Source organism: Pseudomonas sp. NDM (genome assembly GCF_003105095.1).
Taxonomy (GTDB): domain Bacteria; phylum Pseudomonadota; class Gammaproteobacteria; order Pseudomonadales; family Pseudomonadaceae; genus Aquipseudomonas; species Aquipseudomonas moraviensis_A.
Map to the genome: position 1 here is coordinate 1 of NZ_QETJ01000043.1, position 17,954 is coordinate 17,954.

Below are 17,954 nucleotides of genomic sequence, written 5' to 3' on the forward strand. Positions count from 1 at the left end.
ATGCGGTGTGTCAGTTAGAGATGATGTGGCTGACCCGACGCTTTCGCGAGCAGGCTCGCTCCCACAGGGATCCCCGGTTGACCTCAAGCCGGGCTGTCGATCTGCTCCAGCATCCACTTCACGAAATCCCGTACCTTCGGCACTTCCGCCGCGTGCTCGGGGTAGGCCAGGTAATAGGCGTCGCTGCTGGGCATCGCATGCTGCCAGGGTATGACCAGTTTGCCCTCGGCCAATTCCTCTTCCACCAGAAACCGTGGCAGGAGTGCCACGCCGCAGCCGACCTGGGCGGCGCGGATGCACATATAGAAGGTTTCGAAACGCGGCCCGTGGTAGCTGTGTTCGGTGTGGTAGCCCTGGCTGTCAAACCAGTCGTGCCAGGCCTGCGGTCGCGAGGCATTTTGCAGCAGCACCAGATCGGTGAGTTGCGTCGGGTCAGTCAAAGGCGTGTCGGGCAGGCTGCCCGGGGCGCAGACCGGTACCAGTTCTTCGCCGAACAATTTCAGGGACTCCGTACCCGGGCGCGACGCCTGGCCGAAATAGAAGGCCAGATCGCTGCGCCCTTGCAACAGATCATCGGCTTCCTGCTCGTTGCACAGGTCCAGATGGATCGACGGATGGCGCAGTCGCCAGCCTTTCAGGCGCGGCACCAGCCAGCGGGCACCGAAGGTCGAAGGGGTGGATACACGCAGGACTTCGGTCTCTCCGCCGTAGGAACGCAGGTAATGCGTCGACATCTCCACTTGAGTGAGGATTTTTCTGACTTCGACCAGATACAAATCTCCGGCCGGAGTCATCTGCAAACGCCGACGCACGCGGCGGAACAGCAAGTGCTGCAACAGTTCTTCAAGCTGTGCAACCTGTTTGCTCACCGCACTCTGGGTCAGGTTCAGCTCTTCGGCGGCGCGGGTAAAACTCAGGTGCCGGGTCACGGCCTCGAAGCATTGCAGCGCGGTGATCGAGGGCAAGTGGCGTTTGTTCAGCATGGCCAGTCCTTTTCCTTGTCTTTCTGTACGCAGCATGAATAAACGGAATGATATCTGGCGTAAAGGTCGTTTGTTGCATCGCCGCAGTGACGCTACAACTAAAGGCCTGCCCGGCCATGAACTGAATGGCCGCACACATTCTGTTTTTGCTTGAGGAGAGACCGATGGTTGCCGCATTGCTTGATCGTCTGGGAGTCAACCCGGCCCTGTACCAGAACGGCAAAGTGCCGGTGCATTCGCCCATCGATGGCAGTCGGATTGCCTCGGTGAACTGGGAAGGCGCTGCCGAAGTCGAGCAGCACATCAGTCGTGCAGATCATGCATTCGAGCACTGGCGCAAGGTCCCGGCGCCGCGTCGCGGCGAGCTGGTGCGTCAGTTCGGCGAAGTGTTGCGCGAATACAAGGCCGACCTCGGCGAGCTGGTGTCGTGGGAAGCCGGCAAGATCACGCAGGAAGGTCTGGGTGAAGTGCAGGAGATGATCGACATCTGCGACTTCGCCGTCGGCCTGTCGCGCCAGTTGTACGGTTTGACCATCGCCTCCGAGCGTCCCGGCCACCACATGCGCGAAACCTGGCATCCACTTGGCGTGGTCGGCGTGATCAGCGCGTTCAACTTCCCGGTCGCGGTGTGGGCGTGGAACACCACGCTGGCGCTGGTTTGCGGCAACCCTGTGGTGTGGAAACCCTCGGAGAAAACCCCGCTGACCGCGCTGGCCTGTCAGGCGCTGTTCGACCGCGTGGTGAAGAATTTCAGCGATGCCCCGGCGAGCCTGTGCCAAGTGGTGATTGGCGGTCGCGATGCCGGCGAAGCGCTGGTCGACGATCCGCGTGTCGCGCTGATCAGCGCCACCGGCAGCACGCGCATGGGCCGCGAAGTGGCGCCGAAAGTCGCCGCGCGTTTTGCCCGCAGCATACTTGAGCTGGGCGGCAACAATGCGATGATCCTCGGCCCGAGCGCCGATCTGGACATGGCGGTGCGCGCGATTCTGTTCAGCGCCGTCGGCACCGCCGGGCAACGCTGCACGACCCTGCGTCGCCTGATCGCTCACGAATCGGTGAAGGAAGAAATCGTCACCCGCCTCAAAGCCGCGTATTCGAAAGTACGCATCGGCCATCCGCTGCAAGGCAATCTGGTCGGCCCGCTGATCGACAAACACAGCTTCGAAAACATGCAGGATGCGCTGGAGCAGGCACTCAGCGAAGGCGGCCGGGTGTTCGGCGGCAAGCGCCAACTGGAAGATCAGTTCCCCAATGCCTACTACGTATCGCCAGCCATCGTGGAAATGCCCGAGCAGAGCGATGTGGTCTGCAGCGAAACCTTCGCGCCGATTCTGTATGTGGTTGGCTACAGCGATTTCGAGGAAGCGCTGCGCTTGAACAACGCTGTGCCGCAAGGCCTGTCGTCGTGCATCTTCACCACCGATGTTCGCGAGGCCGAGCGGTTCATGTCGGCGGTCGGCAGCGACTGCGGCATCGCCAACGTCAACATCGGCCCGAGCGGTGCGGAAATCGGCGGCGCCTTTGGTGGCGAGAAAGAGACCGGCGGCGGCCGTGAGTCCGGCTCCGATGCCTGGCGCGCCTACATGCGCCGGCAGACCAACACCGTCAACTACTCGCTGGAATTGCCGTTGGCGCAGGGCATTACCTTTGACTGATGGAGATTGATGCGATGGCCCTGTGGGAGCGAGCCTGCTCGCGAATGCGTCAGGTCAGTCGACATTGATGTTGGCTGATTTACCGCTTTCGCGAGCAGGCTCGCTCCCACAGGATCTGCAGTGTGTTTGTTGGGTTTCTGTTGGAGTCTGGCAATGCCGTTACGCGAAGAATGTCTGTGGGAAAAGCTCACGCCACTACGTCCGGATCATTCGGCGCTCAGGGGTGAGGTCAAGGTCGATGTCTGCGTGATCGGCGCCGGATTCACCGGGTTGTCGGCGGCGCTGCATCTGTTGGAAAAGGGCAAAAGCGCCTGCGTGCTGGAGGCTCATCGCGCAGGGCACGGCGGCTCCGGGCGCAACGTCGGGCTGGTCAATGCCGGCATGTGGATTCCCCCGGACGAGATCGAGGCCGGTTTCGGCGAGGCGGTCGGCAGCCAGCTCAACCGCATGCTCGGGGCGGCGCCGGCGCTGGTGTTCAGCCTTGTGGATAAATACCACATCGATTGCCAGTTGCGTCGCGAAGGCACTTTGCACATGGCGCATAACGCCAAGGGCGAGGCGGACCTGCGCAGTCGCGAGCAGCAATGGAAACGCCGTGGCGCGCCGGTCGAGTTGCTGACCGGCAAAGCCTGCGAGCAAGCCACCGGTACGCAGAAAATCGCCGCTGCGCTGCTTGATCGTCGCGCCGGCACGCTTAATCCGATGGCCTATGTCACCGGGTTGGCCAACGCGGTGCTGGGGCTCGGCGGGCAGATGTTCGATCATTCACCAGTGACTCGCCTCGAACGCATCGGGCAGAAATGGTCAGTGCAGACCGCCCAGGGTGCGGTGCTCGCCGAGCAAGTGGTCATAGCCTCCAATGCCTACACCGAAGGCGACTGGACCGAGCTCAAACGCAATTTCTTTCCCGGTTATTACTATCAGGTCGCCTCGGTGCCGCTCACCGAAGACGCCGCGCAGGCGATTCTTCCGGGCGGGCAGGGCTCGTGGGACACCCGCCAGGTGCTGAGCAGTATTCGCCGCGACAAGGACGGACGTCTGCTGCTCGGCAGCCTCGGTAATGGCAATCAGAAACCGACATGGTTTCTCAAAGCCTGGGCTGATCGGGTCCAGCAGCATTACTTCCCCAATCTGAAGCCGGTCGAGTGGGAATGCACCTGGACCGGGCGCATTGCTTTTACGCCTGATCACCTGATGCGCCTGTTCGAGCCGGCGCCGGGACTGGTGGCCGTCACCGGTTATAACGGTCGCGGCGTGACCACCGGCACCGTAGTCGGCAAAGCCTTCGCCGATTACCTGTGCCACGGCGATGCACAGGCACTGCCGATTCCCTTCGCACCGATGCAGCCCTTGGCGGGTGCGGGCTTGCGCAGTTGCCTGTACGAGGCCGGGTTTTCCCTGTATCACGCGGGCCAGTGCCTGCGCATCGTTATTTGAGTGTTGAAATTTGTTGCCGGACGCAGCGCTTTTGCAGCCAGCGACTAGCCTGTAATGGTGCGGGTTGTAGCAGTTGCGCACCAGCAGTGTGCAGTTCGGTGACGCGGGCTGTTACAGGCGGGTTGCACGTCGTTTGCCGCTGCGGTTGCAATGATGGCGCGCGCGGGTTGCGCCTGAAAAAACAAACGGTTTCACCTTCCGCGGTTTAGACGGTTGCACGCCCAATGAAAATGGGAACGAAACAGTCGAAATAACAACAACGCAGCGACTTTTTGAAGAATAAAAAACCGATGGCACGGGCCTTGCTCTGCGCTTTGAGTGAAGTGAAGTCGCAGTGCCAACTAAAAAAAACCTTGGAGCACCACCTCATGTCCCAGACGTTTTACAAGAAAGGCTTTCTGGCCCTCGCAGTGGCTACTGCGCTGGGTGTTTCTGCGTTTGCTCAAGCTGATATCAAGATCGGTGTAGCGGGTCCGATGACCGGTGCCAACGCGGCATTCGGCGAGCAGTACATGAAGGGTGCACAGGCGGCGGCCGATGCGGTCAACGCGGCGGGCGGCGTCAACGGCGAGAAAATCGTCCTGGTCAAAGGCGATGATGCCTGCGAACCGAAGCAGGCGGTGACGGTCGCCAAGGACCTCACCAACCAGAAAGTCGCCGGCGTGGTCGGTCACTTCTGCTCTTCGTCGACCATTCCAGCGTCGGAGATCTACGACGAAGCCGGGATCATTGCGATCACTCCGGGCTCGACCAACCCGCAGGTCACCGAGCGTGGCCTGAGCGCCATGTTCCGTATGTGCGGACGTGATGACCAGCAAGGCATCGTTGCCGGCGACTACATCGTCGACATCCTCAAGGGCAAGAAAGTCGTTGTCCTGCACGACAAGGACACCTACGGCCAAGGCCTGGCGGACGCCACCAAGGCGCAACTGGAAAAACGCGGCGTCAAGCCTGTGCTGTACGAAGGCCTGACCCGTGGCGAGAAAGACTTCAGCACCATCGTGACCAAGATCCGTGGCGCCGGCGCCGATGTCGTCTACTTCGGCGGCCTGCACCCGGAGGCCGGTCCACTGGTTCGTCAACTGCGTGAACAAGGCCTGAAAGACGTCAAGTTCATGTCCGACGACGGCATCGTGACCGACGAGCTGGTGACCACCGCCGGCGGCCCGCAATTCACCGATGGCGTGCTGATGACCTTCGGCGCCGACCCGCGCCTGCTGCCTGAAAGCAAGACCGTAGTGGACGCATTCCGCAAGGCCGGCACCGAGCCTGAGGGCTACACCCTGTACGCCTATGCCTCGGTTCAGACCCTGGCTGCCGCGTTCAACGGCGCCAAGTCCAACAAGGGCGAAGAGGCTGCAGCCTGGTTGAAGAAAAATCCGGTGAAAACCGTGATGGGCGAAAAAACCTGGGATTCCAAGGGCGACCTGAAAGTCTCCGACTACGTGGTTTACCAGTGGGACAAGGACGGCAAATACCACCAGCTGGAAAAGCAGAAGTAAGGGCTGAAGCGATCATCTGATCACCACGGTTTTCTTGTAGGAGTGAGCCTGCTCGCGATAGCGGTTGAACATTCAACACATGTGTTGCCTGTCAGTCCGTCATCGCGAGCAGGCGAAGGCCTACAGGGGGCGGTGGTGGTCCGATGGTCACGCTCCGACATTGCTCCGACGTACATCTGTATTTTTCCTAGAAGAACCGCGCGCCATTGGTGCGCAGGTTCTCACTGCGTGAGATTGCGTTATGGATGGTATTTTCCTGCAGCAACTGGTCAATGGCCTGACCCTCGGGTCGGTCTATGGCCTGATCGCCATCGGCTACACAATGGTCTACGGCATCATCGGCATGATCAACTTCGCCCACGGCGAGGTTTACATGATTTCCGCTTACCTGGCGGCAATCAGTCTGGCTCTGCTGGCTTACTTCGGTATCGAATCCTTCCCGCTGCTGATGCTCGGCACGCTGATCTTCACCATCGTCGTCACGGCGGTGTATGGCTGGGTCATCGAGCGTGTCGCCTACAAACCCCTGCGCAACTCGACCCGCCTGGCGCCGCTGATCAGCGCCATCGGTATTTCGCTGATTCTGCAGAACTACGCACAGATCGCTCAGGGCGCCAAACAACAGGGCGTGCCTACGCTGCTGACCGGTGCCTGGCGTGTTGAAGTCGGCAGCGGCTTCGTGCAACTGACCTACACCAAAGTCTTCATCCTGATCGCCGCGTTCGTCGGCATGGGGCTGCTGACCTACGTCATCAAATACACCAAGCTCGGCCGCATGTGCCGCGCGACCCAGCAAGACCGCAAGATGGCCTCGATCCTGGGGATCAACACCGACCGGGTGATTTCCTACGTGTTCATCATCGGTGCAGCCATGGCGGCACTCGCTGGTGTGCTGATCACCATGAACTACGGCACGTTCGACTTCTATGCCGGCTTCATCATCGGCATCAAAGCGTTCACCGCAGCGGTTCTGGGTGGCATCGGCTCACTGCCCGGCGCCATGCTCGGCGGGATCATCCTCGGCATCTCCGAGTCGCTGTTCTCCGGTCTGGTCAACTCCGACTACAAAGACGTGTTCAGTTTCTCGCTGCTCGTCCTCGTACTGGTCTTCCGGCCGCAGGGCCTGTTGGGCCGTCCTCTTGTGTCGAAGGTGTAAGCGATGTCTGCAACCACTGAAAAATCCATCGATATCAAAAAAAGTCTGGTCGAGGCGATTCTTGCCGGCCTGATTGCGCTGATCGTGTTCGGGCCGATTGTCGGCGTGGTCCTCGACGGCTACAGCTTCAATCTCGAAGCAACCCGCGTGGCGTGGATCATTGCCATCGTCATGGCCGGGCGTTTTGCCCTCAGCCTGTTCCTGCAGACGCCCAAGGGCCTGAAGATCCTCGACGGATTCGAGAGCACCGGTTCCGGCGTGCACGTGCTGCCGGCGGATTACAAATCGCGGCTGCGCTGGATCATTCCGTTGATCATTGTGCTGGCGATCATCGTGCCGTTTGTTTCCAACTCCTACCTGCTTGGCGTGGTCATCCTCGGTTTGATCTACGTACTGCTGGGGCTGGGGCTGAACATCGTGGTCGGTCTGGCCGGTCTGCTCGATCTCGGCTACGTGGCGTTTTACGCCATCGGTGCCTACGGTCTGGCGCTGGGCTACCAGTATCTGGGGCTGGGTTTCTGGACCGTGCTGCCATTGGCGGCGATCACCGCAGGCCTGGCCGGTTGCATTCTGGGTTTCCCGGTGCTGCGTCTGCACGGTGACTATCTGGCGATCGTGACCCTGGGCTTCGGTGAAATCATTCGTCTGGTGCTGAACAACTGGCTGTCCCTGACCGGTGGCCCAAACGGCATGCCAGCGCCACTGCCAACGTTCTTCGGTCTGGAATTCGGCAAGCGCGCGAAGGATGGCGGGGTACCGTTTCACGAGTTCTTCGGCCTGACCTACAACCCGGACGTGAAGTATTACTTCATCTACGCGGTGTTGTTCCTGGTGGTACTGGCGGTGCTGTACGTCAAGCATCGGCTGGTGAAAATGCCGGTCGGTCGCGCCTGGGAAGCCCTGCGTGAAGATGAAATCGCCTGCCGCTCGATGGGCCTCAACCACGTGCTGGTCAAGCTCTCGGCGTTCACCATCGGTGCATCGACGGCGGGTCTGGCCGGGGTGTTCTTCGCCACCTATCAAGGCTTCGTCAACCCGACCTCGTTCACCTTCTTCGAATCGGCGCTGATCCTCGCCATCGTCGTGCTCGGCGGCATGGGCTCGACCATCGGCGTGGTGATTGCCGCATTCGTGCTCACCGTCGCCCCGGAACTGCTGCGCGGTTTCGCTGAGTATCGAGTGCTGCTGTTCGGCATCCTGATGGTGTTGATGATGATCTGGCGACCACGCGGGCTGATCCGCATCAGCCGCACCGGGGTCAAACCACGCAAAGGTGCCATTCACTACGAGAGGACTGCGCCATGAGTGAAGTCGTACTCTCTGTTGAAAAACTGATGATGCATTTCGGTGGCATCAAGGCTTTGAGCGATGTCAGCCTGAAGGTCAAACGCAATTCGATCTTCGCCCTGATCGGCCCCAACGGCGCCGGCAAGACCACGGTGTTCAACTGCCTGACCGGGTTCTACAAGGCCTCTGGCGGCAAGATCGAACTCAACGTGCGTGGCCAGCAGACCAACGTCATCCAGCTGCTGGGCGAGTCGTTCAAAGCGACCGATTTCGTCTCGCCGAAATCCTTCCTCAGCCGCATGTACTACAAAATGTTCGGCGGGACTCACCTGGTGAACCGTGCAGGTCTGGCCCGGACGTTCCAGAACATTCGCCTGTTCAAGGAAATGTCGGTGCTGGAAAACCTGCTGGTGGCGCAGCACATGTGGGTCAACCGCAACATGCTCGCCGGCATCCTCAACACCAAGGGCTATCGCAAGGCCGAGAGCGATGCGCTGGATGTCGCCTTCTACTGGCTGGAAGTGGTCGATCTGGTCGACTGCGCCAACCGTCTCGCCGGTGAGCTGTCCTACGGTCAGCAACGGCGTCTGGAAATTGCCCGGGCCATGTGCACGCGGCCGCAGATCATCTGCCTCGACGAACCGGCCGCCGGCCTCAACCCTCAGGAAACCGAAGCGCTGAGCGCGATGATCCGGCTGCTGCGCGACGAGCACGATCTGACCGTGGTGCTGATCGAACACGACATGGGCATGGTCATGAGCATTTCCGATCACATCGTGGTCCTCGACCACGGCATCGTTATCGCCGAAGGCGGACCGGAAGCGATCCGCAGCGATCCGAAAGTGATTGCAGCCTACCTGGGCGCCGACGAAGAGGAGCTGGTATGAGCCAACCGATCCTCGAATTGCGCAATCTGGACGTGTTCTACGGCCCGATCCAGGCGCTCAAAGGCGTTTCGCTGCAGATCAACGAAGGCGAGACCGTCAGCCTGATCGGCTCCAACGGCGCCGGCAAGTCGACCCTGCTGATGTCGATCTTCGGTCAGCCCAGAGCGGCGGGCGGGCAGATTCTTTATCAAGGCGTCGACATTACCCACAAGTCCTCGCATTACATCGCCTCCAACGGCATCGCGCAGTCGCCGGAAGGACGGCGGGTGTTCCCCGACATGACCGTCGAGGAAAACCTGCTGATGGGCACCATCCCGATTGGCGACAAGTACGCCAAAGAGGACATGCAGCGCATGTTCGAGCTGTTCCCACGGCTTGAAGAACGACGCAATCAGCGGGCGATGACCATGTCTGGCGGTGAGCAGCAGATGCTCGCCATCGCCCGTGCGCTGATGAGCCGGCCGAAATTGTTGCTGCTCGATGAACCGAGCCTGGGCCTGGCGCCGATCGTGGTGAAGCAGATTTTCGCCACCCTGCGTGAACTGGCGAAAACCGGGATGACCATTTTTCTCGTCGAGCAAAACGCCAACCATGCGCTGAAGCTGTCGGACCGGGCGTATGTGATGGTCAACGGCGAGATCCGTCTGACCGGCACAGGCAAAGACCTGTTGGTGAATGAGGAGGTGCGTAACGCCTATCTGGGCGGGCACTGATTCTTCTCGCGGTTATACACAGCCCCGGCGACGACAGTCCCGGGGTTTTTTTATCCCCCCAACTCACCACCTCCCCCTGTAGGAGTGAGCCTGCTCGCGATAGCGGTGTGTCAGTCCTGTAGATGTTGCTGAATAAGCGCGATCGCGAGCAGGCTCACTCCGACATTGGAATTGCACAACTTTCAGAATTGTGGAAAACAAATTCCCCAAGCTGCCAAAGCGCGACATATAGACGCTGCAAATGGCTGTTTTTCCACAGTTTTGACTTGTCCCCGATTGCTGTGGAGCTGGCTGTGCATAACGTGGGTGTATATGGTTGCAGCCCTTGTAATCCGTGGCTTTCAAGCTTGTGGTTGTTTTTTGATCAGGCAATTTCAAGCAAGCGCGGGGTGCCATTGTCAACCTTTTTATAGCGTTGGCAGCACACAGGATTTCGTATGTCTCGGCCTGTGGATAAGTCTGTGACTAAACTCTGGAAAGACCTCGCTGAAGGCCGTAATTGCTGGCCTCGCGCAATCACGCAGTTATACCCTCCGTCGTGCAAAATGCCCTGTCCCGCACATCCGGTCACTCAGGGTCAAGCAAAAAACTTTGCATTTCGCCCGCAAAGCCTTGTGCAGCGCGGCTTTGCGCGTTTCTACTTGCCCCCGGAAACTGTGGAGCAGACTGTGGATAACGTGCGTGCACATGGCTGGAAGCCACGCAGGCTGCGGACTTGGTGCATCTGGTTGATTTTTGTACAGGCGGCAGGTGTTGCCCGTATCCGCGAGGGCGGGCATGCTGCCTGCTGATTTTCTATTCCAAGGGCTGCCGTGGCGGCCGAAGCAAGGAGAACACGATGTCCGACACCCTGTTTATCACCGGCGCGACGTCCGGTTTTGGTGAAGCCTGTGCCCGCCGTTTTGCCGAGGCTGGCTGGAAACTGGTGCTGACCGGCCGTCGTGAAGAACGCCTCAACGCCCTCTGCAGCGAGCTGTCGAAGCAGACCGAAGTGCACGGTCTGGTCCTCGATGTGCGTGATCGCAAGGCGATGGAAGAGGCGATCGCCAACCTGCCGCCGTCGTTCGCCAGACTCCGTGGCCTGATCAACAACGCCGGCCTGGCGCTTGGTGTCGATCCGGCGCCCAAGTGCGACCTGGACGATTGGGACACCATGGTCGACACCAATGTCAAAGGCCTGATGTACGCCACCCGCCTGCTGCTGCCACGCCTGATCGCCCACGGCCGTGGCGCCGGTATCGTCAACCTCGGTTCCATTGCCGGCAACTACCCGTACCCGGGCAGCCACGTGTATGGCGCGACCAAAGCCTTCGTCAAACAGTTCTCGCTGAACCTGCGTTGCGATTTGCAGGGCACGGGCGTGCGCGTGAGCAACATCGAACCCGGCCTGTGCGAAAGCGAGTTCTCGCTGGTACGTTTCGCCGGCGACCAGGAACGCTACAACGCCACTTACGCCGGCGCCGAGCCGATCCAGCCGCAGGACATCGCCGAGACGATTTTCTGGGTGATGAACACCCCGGCGCACATCAACATCAACAGCCTGGAGCTGATGCCGGTGAGTCAGACCTGGGCCGGGTTTGCCATTGAGCGCAACAAGGCTTGATACCTGATCCTGTGGCGAGGGAGCTTGCTCCCGCTGGACTGCGCAGCAGGCCCCTGCTTTTTTGCTGAAACAGGGGGGCGCTTCGCACCCCAGCGGGAGCAGGCTCCCTCGCCACAAAGTCGGGTGTAAATCGACGATAAGCTAAACTCCGCACTCAGCCAGCCCGCCGCACCCCGCGGTGTGCAAGGTTTCATGAGGAGTTCAAGTGAGTAACCGAGGTGAGCAGGCACTGCTCAAACAATCGACGCTGCTGATGCTGGCGGTGTCGATTGCCGGGATCGTCACCGGTTTTGTTTCAGGTTCGCAATCCATCCTGTTCGATGGTTTTTTCTCGCTGATCGCAACGTTTATCAAAGTCCTGATGCTGATCACCGCCCGGTTGATCGCCAAGCAAAGCAATCAGCGTTTCCAGTTCGGCTTCTGGCATCTGGAGCCGATGGTGCTGCTGATTGAAGGCAGCTTCCTGCTGCTGATCGCCATCTATGCATTTCTCAATGGCGTGTTCGGCATCATCAACGGTGGTCGCGATATCGAGCTGGGTCTGGTGATCGTCTACGCGGCGGTGTTCACCGTCGTCGAGTTCGCTTATTTCTTCTACGTGCGCCGGCGTAATCGCACGCTCAAATCCAGCCTGATCCAGTTCGACAACATCAGTTGGCTGGTCGATGCGATGCTCTCGGTGGGCTTGTTGATCAGTTTCCTCGCCGCGCTGCTGCTCAAGTCCCAGGGTTATGGCGAGTGGGCGGTGTATGTCGACCCGCTGATCCTTATCGTACTTGCGCTGAGCATGCTGCCCCCGGCGTTGAAGATCCTCGGCCCGGCGTTGCGTGATGTGCTGGGTATCGCCCCGGACACGCTGGATGAGCAGGTACGGCAGGTGATGGAGGTGGCGAAGGTCGAGCATGGTTTCGACGATTACGTCTCCTACGTACAAAAGCACGGTCGGGCGCGGTTCATCGAAATTCATGTGGTGCTGCCGGCGGCTTATCCGTTGCGCAATGTCGCGCAGCTGGACGCGTTGCGTGAGCAGATTTCCGCGCAGTTGGGCAAGCCGGATGCGGCGCGGTGGCTGACCATCAGCTTCACCGGGGACAAGAAGTGGATTGCCTGATGACCGCATAACGCCATTCGCGAGCAGGCTCGCTCCTATAATTTGAAATGCGTTTCTGTGTAGGAGCTGCCGAAGGCTGCGATCTTTTGATCTTCAAGCAAGATAAGCGGCCAAACCGTGATAGCAGGTCGCCAAATGATAAGGCGTGGTCGAAGGCATGTCCTTGCGGCTGACTTCGCCGTTTTCATCCCGGCACTCGTGCCACCCACCGGCGTGTAGAAACCGTTGCTGCAACGCCTGCAACTGGCGCAGCACCGCCGCTCCGCTATCCTTGCGCAACGTCAGTGCGCGCAGGTATTCGGCCTGAGCCCAGATACGCTGGGTCGAATCCCTTGGTCGGCCATTGCTTTCCAGATCAAGCATCGCCCGCACGGCGCCGCAAGACTCCAGCACGCCATACTGTTCGGTAAAGGCAAACGCCCGATCCAATGCCCGATGCAGTTTGGAATCGCGCAACAGCGGCGACGATTCGAGCAGGAAATACCATTCGAACTGATGCCCCGGCTCGTACCAGTTATCCACAGCGCCCAGCGGCTTCTCCATCAACACGCCATGTTGCGGATCGACGAATTGCTTGTGCATGGCTGTGCATAACTCAAGCAGGGCTTTCTGCGTCTGCGGATCTTCGCGCACCGCAAGGGTGGCCAGAAAGGCTTCAGCCAAATGCATCAGCGGATTTTGCAACGGGCCGGTCTGCAAGGTGATCCAGTCACGCTCAAGGCAGGCCTCGTACAAGCCGTCACCGGTGGCGAAACGGCGGCCGATGATTTCCAGCGCGGCGTTCAATGTCGACTCGGCCAGCGAATCGCCGGACTTGTTCCAGTAATGCGCGCAGGCAAACAGAATGAAAGCGTGGGTGTAGAGATCCTTGCGCTGATCCAGCGGCTTGCCCTGGGCGTCGATGCTGTAGAACCAGCCGCCATGCTCGGCGTCATGGAAGTGCCGTTGCAAGGAACGGAACAGCGCCGCCGCCCGTGCTTCGGCGTTATCCACAACCCCGATCAGGCTGGAGAACAGGTACAGCTGCCGTGCGCAGGCCATCGCCCGATAACGTTGCGCCGGCAACGCTTGGTGCGCGGCGTCCAGCGCCTCATAGGGCAACGCCATGTCGGCATTCCAGCCCGGGCCTTGCCACAGCGGCACGATGACATGCAGAAAATGCTTCTGCACCTCGGCAAACAGGGCGGTCAATTCGGGCAGGGTGGTGGAGCGGGAAGCGTGGGGCATGAGCGGATGTCGTCACGGGCTGGGGCGATTGCGCGACATGGTAGCAGAGAGCACTGCTTGAGAGATGCGGTGTCTGTCAGGCCGTCTTCGCGAGCAGGCTCGCTCCCACAGTGGATTTGCAGCGTACATAAAACCTGTGGGAGCGAGCCTGTTCGCGAAGAGACCAGTGCAGGCGCTAAACAATCATCCTGCCAACAACCAGACCCCAGTCGCCGCCGAAGCCGCACCCGCCAGTCGCACAAGCGGTGCCGCTGCCTGCGGAAGAACCCGCACCACGCCATAGCCGAGCGCATGCAACACCGCCGTCGCCGCGACAAACCCGGTCGCATACGCCCACGGGCTGCTCATCTCCGGCAACTCCAGCCCATGCGCCACGCCATGGAACAGCGCAAACAGCGCCGTCGCCGCCACCGCCATCACCAGCGGTGGACGCACCGCCAGTGCCACGGCCAGGCCCAGCGCCAATACCGACGCGGCAATCCCGCTTTCCAGCGCTGGCAACTCCAGCCCTTCAAAACCGAGCAGGCCGCCCAGCAGCATGGTGCCGACAAAGGTGCACGGCAGCGCCCAGCGCGCCGCGCCTTGTTGCTGCGCCGCCCACAAACCGACGGCGAGCATTGCCAGCAAATGGTCGAGACCGCCGATCGGGTGGCTGATGCCCGCGACCAGGCCACTGTCGCCATGGCCCGGGTGAGCGAAGGCCAGCGCCGGTGTCAGCAGCAGCGCCACGGCGCCAAGAATGCGTTTGAATGTCATGGATAAGCTTCCTTGTTGATAAGTGAATCAGGCGGCGGTCAGCAGGCCCTGGCGTTCGATGAAGGCGATGATTTCTTCAAGGCCCTGACCGGTTTTCTGGTTGCTGAACACGAACGGCTTGCCGTTGCGCATGCGTTTGGTGTCGCTGTCCATCATTTCCAGCGAGGCGCCCACCAGCGGAGCCAGGTCGATCTTGTTGATCACCAGCAGGTCGGACTTGCAGATCCCCGGGCCGCCCTTGCGCGGCAGCTTGTCGCCGGCGGAAACGTCGATCACGTAGATGGTCAGATCGGACAGCTCGGGGCTGAACGTCGCCGAGAGGTTGTCGCCGCCGGACTCGACCAGAATCAGATCCAGCCCCGGAAAGCGTCGGTTCAGTTGGTCGACCGCTTCAAGGTTGATCGAAGCGTCTTCGCGGATTGCGGTGTGCGGGCAGCCGCCGGTTTCCACGCCGATGATCCGCTCCGGCGCGAGGGCCTCGTTGCGCACCAGGAAATCGGCGTCTTCGCGGGTGTAGATATCGTTGGTGACCACGGCGAGGTTGTAGCGCTCGCGCAGGGCCAGGCACAGGGCCAAAGTCAGCGCAGTCTTGCCGGAACCGACCGGGCCGCCGATGCCGACGCGCAGAGGTTGTGTTTGCATTTCATTCTCCAAAATAAACAGGCCTAAGAGCGGAAGAGACGGCTGTACTGGCGTTCATGGGCCATGCACGCCAGGGACAGACCGAAAGCGGCGCTGCCGATGTGTTCGGGGTTGATTTGGCTTGCGTCGTGCTGCGCCTGTTGCAGCAGCGGCAGCAGCTCGCTGGTCAGGCGCTGGGCGGCTTGCTGGCCCAGCGGCAGGGTTTTCATCAACACGGCGAGCTGGTTTTCCAGCCAGCTCCACAGCCACGCGGCAAGCGCGTCCTGTGCGCTGATGCCCCAGGCGCGCGCGGCCAGTGCCCAGCACAGGGCCAGATGCGGTTCTGTGATCTGTGCAAGAAAATCGCGGGCGGACGCGTCGAGTTCCGGCAAACCGTTCAACAACTGCTGCAAGGAGTAGCCCATCTGCCGGCTCTCCAGATGCAGTTCGCGGGTTTCGCGGCTGGCACGATGGTTTTCGCAAAGTAGCTGCAGGTCGGCCCAGTTTTCGTCCGCCGCCGCCCGGCAATGCGCCAACAGCAGCGGCGCTTCGAAGCGGGCGAGATTGAGCAGCAGTTGGTCGCTGATCCAGCGACGGGCGCTGTCCGGGTTGTTCACCCGGCCGTTATCCACCGCCATTTCCAGACCCTGGGAATAGCTGTAGCCGCCAATCGGTAATTGCGGACTGGCCAGACGCAGCAGCGCCCAGGCCGGATTCACAGGCGCACGCCGAACTGATGGAGTTTCGGCGCGTAGTTGAAGTCCTCGTCACCGTGGCGGGAATGATGATGGCCGCCGCCGTAGGCGCCGTGCTCCGGCTGGAACGGCGCTTCGATGGCTTCGACTTGTGCGCCGAGCTGTTCGAGCATGGCCTTGAGCACGTAATCGTCGAGCAGGCGCAGCCAGCCATCGCCGACCTGCAGGGCGACATGGCGGTTGCCGAGGTGATAGGCCGCGCGCGTCAGTTCGAACGCATTGGCGCAGGTGACATGGAGCAATTGTTCGGGACGGGCGCAGACGCGCACGACGCGGCCGTCTTCGGCCTGCAGGCATTCGCCGTCATGCAGCGGTGGCTGGCCGCGCTCCAAAAACAACCCGACGTCTTCGCCTTCGGCACTGAAACAGCGCAAACGGCTTTTGCTGCGCGCTTCGAAGGTCAGGTGCAACTCGGCGGCCCAGACGGGTTGAGGGTCGATTCTGCGATGAATCACCAGCATCGGAAAGCTTCCAGCAATGAACGTTGATTGGGCTAGAGCAAGGGCCGCGCCAATCGCACGAGATGTAGGAAATAGCTGTCGGCGCGCATCCGATCTTTCAACAGGTGCGGGGATTCTGGAAGGTTTTGGTGCATGAAGAATTTGTCATGCACCAAATCGAGGCTATCGCGGTGCACCCTTGTAGGAGTGAGCCTGCTCGCGATGACGGTGGATCAGTCAGTAAATATCTGACTGTTAAACCGCTATCGCGAGCAGGCTCACTCCTACAGGGGATATGTGTTGTCGCGGTAGGGGGGAGTTATTCGGTACTGCCCAGCCCTTGCCAGTGCTTGAGGCCGATGAAGATGAAGCGCAACTGTTGGGTGATCTTCGCCTGCGGCGTCAGGTGCTCCGGCAAGGCTTCGGGCGGTGGGTCGATGATGTCGGGGAGGGTGGCGAAGACTGATTTGACGATCAGGTCGGCCATCACGCTCAGACCCGCCAGATCCAGATGTTGCAGTTTGGGCATCAGCGCCAGGTCCGCCGCGAGGTCGGCGCTGATGTTTTCGCGCAAGCGTCCGATTGCCTGCCGTACTGGCAGTGAGCCGCCGTATTGTTCGCGGGCGAGAAACAGGAATTGCGAGCGGTTGGCGTTGACCACATCGAGAAAGATGCGCACCGAAGCGTCGATGATGCCGCCCATGACGAATTCATTGTGCCGCACCAGGCGGATGGTCTCGCGGAAGGTCTGGCCGACTTCGCTGACCAGCACCAGCCCCAACTCGTCCATGTCGGCAAAGTGACGATAGAACCCAGTGGGCACGATGCCGGCGGTCTTGCTCACTTCGCGCAGGCTCAGGCTGCCGAATCCTCGGCCGCTTTCCATCAGGTGGCGGGCAGCGTCCATCAAGGCGTTGCGGGTCTGTTGTTTCTGTTCGGCGCGGGGCAGCATCGCAGGGTGTGTTCTTCGGCAGGACAAGCGCCGCACTCTAGCAAATCGGCTTTGTCGGCGTCGAACGGGGAGTCGTGCAGCGAGGAATTTACAGAAGCTGAAAAGTCAAAAGCCCAATCCGCTGATTGGGCTTTTTTGCCGGGCCGTCATGGGCTCAGCTCAGTTTGCTGTTGCGTTCGATCACACGGTCACCACCGCCTTCAGCGAGGGCTTGACCCAGTGGGGTTTTATCGAAGCCGTCATCAGCCAGGGTCTGGCCCTGTGGAGTGCGCTCGGAACCATCGGAAGCCAGGGTCTGGCCTTGTGGGGTGCGCTCGGTGCCGTCGGAGGCGAGGATCTGACCTTGAGGCGTGCGATCCGAACCGTCTTGCACCAGACCTTTTTCTTCGAGGCGATTGCGACCGTTTTCAGCCAGGGCCTGGCCTTGTGGGGTGCGATCCGAGCCGTCTTGAACCAGGCCTTTTTCTTCGAGGCGGTTGCGGCCGTTTTCAGCCAGAGTCTGACCTTGTGGAGTGCGCTCGGAACCGTCGGAAGCTACGGTCTGGCTAAACACCGAGTGGCTCGATTTGATTTGCGGAGTGGCCTGATCGGCAGCGGGCAGGGCGAAAGCAGTGCTGGCTAGCATCGACAGGGTAAGGCTGAGCAGTAATTGGCGTTTCATGATAGTGGCTCCTTGGGAGGGCGATAAAGTGGGTACGAGGGCAATGCTACTCTCGATAAGTCGATATAAAAGTTCATAAACGCAATGGTAATAATCAACAGAATTGATTGTTCCGCGCGAGGGCTCTAGCACGGGGCTTTGCGGGCGGCGGTTTTGCACCGTCGTGGGTATTTTCGACTCACTCGCGCCTCGTAAAAGTGCGGGTCGC

17 protein-coding genes are annotated in these 17,954 nt (G+C 60.5%); 9 read left to right on the forward strand and 8 right to left on the reverse strand.

What is annotated here, in order from left to right; genetic code table 11:
- Positions 1-83 precede the first annotated feature (83 nt).
- Positions 84-983, reverse strand: a complete 900-nt coding sequence (locus tag DCO47_RS11760; RefSeq protein ID WP_064363075.1) for a LysR family transcriptional regulator — start codon at positions 981-983, stop codon at positions 84-86.
- Between the two features lie 164 nt (positions 984-1,147).
- Here DCO47_RS11760 and DCO47_RS11765 point away from each other — a divergent pair, with 164 nt between their 5' ends.
- The 9 genes from DCO47_RS11765 to DCO47_RS11810 all read left to right on the forward strand — a co-directional run bounded on the left by DCO47_RS11765 (position 1,148) and on the right by DCO47_RS11810 (position 12,334).
- The gene (locus tag DCO47_RS11765; protein WP_042608957.1) at positions 1,148-2,638 is read left to right on the forward strand and encodes an aldehyde dehydrogenase family protein; all 1,491 of its coding nucleotides are present in this window, start codon (positions 1,148-1,150) and stop codon (positions 2,636-2,638) included.
- A 153-nt stretch (positions 2,639-2,791) separates the two neighbouring features.
- Positions 2,792-4,075, forward strand: a complete 1,284-nt coding sequence (locus DCO47_RS11770; RefSeq protein ID WP_065615513.1) for an FAD-binding oxidoreductase — start codon at positions 2,792-2,794, stop codon at positions 4,073-4,075.
- 368 nt (positions 4,076-4,443) lie between these two features.
- Positions 4,444-5,577 carry an ABC transporter substrate-binding protein gene (locus DCO47_RS11775; protein ID WP_064363070.1) on the forward strand — a complete coding sequence of 378 codons (1,134 nt, stop codon included), beginning with the start codon at positions 4,444-4,446 and terminating at the stop codon, positions 5,575-5,577.
- A 241-nt stretch (positions 5,578-5,818) separates the two neighbouring features.
- Positions 5,819-6,733, forward strand: a complete 915-nt coding sequence (locus DCO47_RS11780; RefSeq protein WP_039756948.1) for a branched-chain amino acid ABC transporter permease — start codon at positions 5,819-5,821, stop codon at positions 6,731-6,733.
- A 3-nt stretch (positions 6,734-6,736) separates the two neighbouring features.
- A complete protein-coding gene (gene livM / locus DCO47_RS11785; RefSeq protein WP_024011385.1) occupies positions 6,737-8,038 on the forward strand; it encodes a high-affinity branched-chain amino acid ABC transporter permease LivM in 1,302 nt (433 codons plus the stop codon).
- On the forward strand, positions 8,035-8,907 hold the full coding sequence (locus tag DCO47_RS11790; RefSeq protein ID WP_042608954.1) for an ABC transporter ATP-binding protein: 873 nt from the start codon (positions 8,035-8,037) through the stop codon (positions 8,905-8,907). The genes livM and DCO47_RS11790 overlap by 4 nt, the downstream gene beginning before the upstream one ends.
- Entirely contained in the window at positions 8,904-9,620 is a 717-nt protein-coding gene (locus DCO47_RS11795) for an ABC transporter ATP-binding protein (RefSeq protein ID WP_042608953.1), read from the forward strand. Before DCO47_RS11790 ends, DCO47_RS11795 begins: the two co-directional genes overlap by 4 nt.
- An 838-nt stretch (positions 9,621-10,458) precedes the next feature.
- Complete coding sequence (locus DCO47_RS11805; protein ID WP_083354089.1) at positions 10,459-11,223, forward strand: SDR family oxidoreductase; 765 nt, start codon at positions 10,459-10,461, stop codon at positions 11,221-11,223.
- Positions 11,224-11,428: 205 nt separating this feature from the next.
- On the forward strand, positions 11,429-12,334 hold the full coding sequence (locus DCO47_RS11810; protein ID WP_116658149.1) for a cation diffusion facilitator family transporter: 906 nt from the start codon (positions 11,429-11,431) through the stop codon (positions 12,332-12,334).
- Positions 12,335-12,427: 93 nt separating this feature from the next.
- On the opposite strand, the gene DCO47_RS11815 is transcribed toward DCO47_RS11810, so the two are convergent.
- The 7 genes from DCO47_RS11815 to DCO47_RS11845 form a co-directional block, all read right to left on the reverse strand.
- Positions 12,428-13,561 carry an AGE family epimerase/isomerase gene (locus tag DCO47_RS11815; RefSeq protein ID WP_116658150.1) on the reverse strand — a complete coding sequence of 378 codons (1,134 nt, stop codon included), beginning with the start codon at positions 13,559-13,561 and terminating at the stop codon, positions 12,428-12,430.
- A 183-nt stretch (positions 13,562-13,744) separates the two neighbouring features.
- Positions 13,745-14,317, reverse strand: a complete 573-nt coding sequence (locus tag DCO47_RS11820; RefSeq protein WP_064363060.1) for a HupE/UreJ family protein — start codon at positions 14,315-14,317, stop codon at positions 13,745-13,747.
- Between the two features lie 27 nt (positions 14,318-14,344).
- The gene (gene ureG / locus DCO47_RS11825) at positions 14,345-14,959 is read right to left on the reverse strand and encodes an urease accessory protein UreG (protein WP_064363057.1); all 615 of its coding nucleotides are present in this window, start codon (positions 14,957-14,959) and stop codon (positions 14,345-14,347) included.
- Between the two features lie 23 nt (positions 14,960-14,982).
- Positions 14,983-15,657 (reverse strand): urease accessory protein UreF, encoded by a 675-nt coding sequence (locus DCO47_RS11830; protein ID WP_116658151.1) that lies wholly within the window; start codon positions 15,655-15,657, stop codon positions 14,983-14,985.
- Complete coding sequence (gene ureE, locus DCO47_RS11835; protein WP_042608946.1) at positions 15,654-16,154, reverse strand: urease accessory protein UreE; 501 nt, start codon at positions 16,152-16,154, stop codon at positions 15,654-15,656. Before ureE ends, DCO47_RS11830 begins: the two co-directional genes overlap by 4 nt.
- Before the next feature lie 298 nt (positions 16,155-16,452).
- The gene (locus DCO47_RS11840; RefSeq protein ID WP_042608945.1) at positions 16,453-17,085 is read right to left on the reverse strand and encodes a TetR family transcriptional regulator; all 633 of its coding nucleotides are present in this window, start codon (positions 17,083-17,085) and stop codon (positions 16,453-16,455) included.
- A 154-nt stretch (positions 17,086-17,239) separates the two neighbouring features.
- Complete coding sequence (locus DCO47_RS11845) at positions 17,240-17,746, reverse strand: hypothetical protein (protein WP_065615518.1); 507 nt, start codon at positions 17,744-17,746, stop codon at positions 17,240-17,242.
- Positions 17,747-17,954 lie beyond the last annotated feature (208 nt).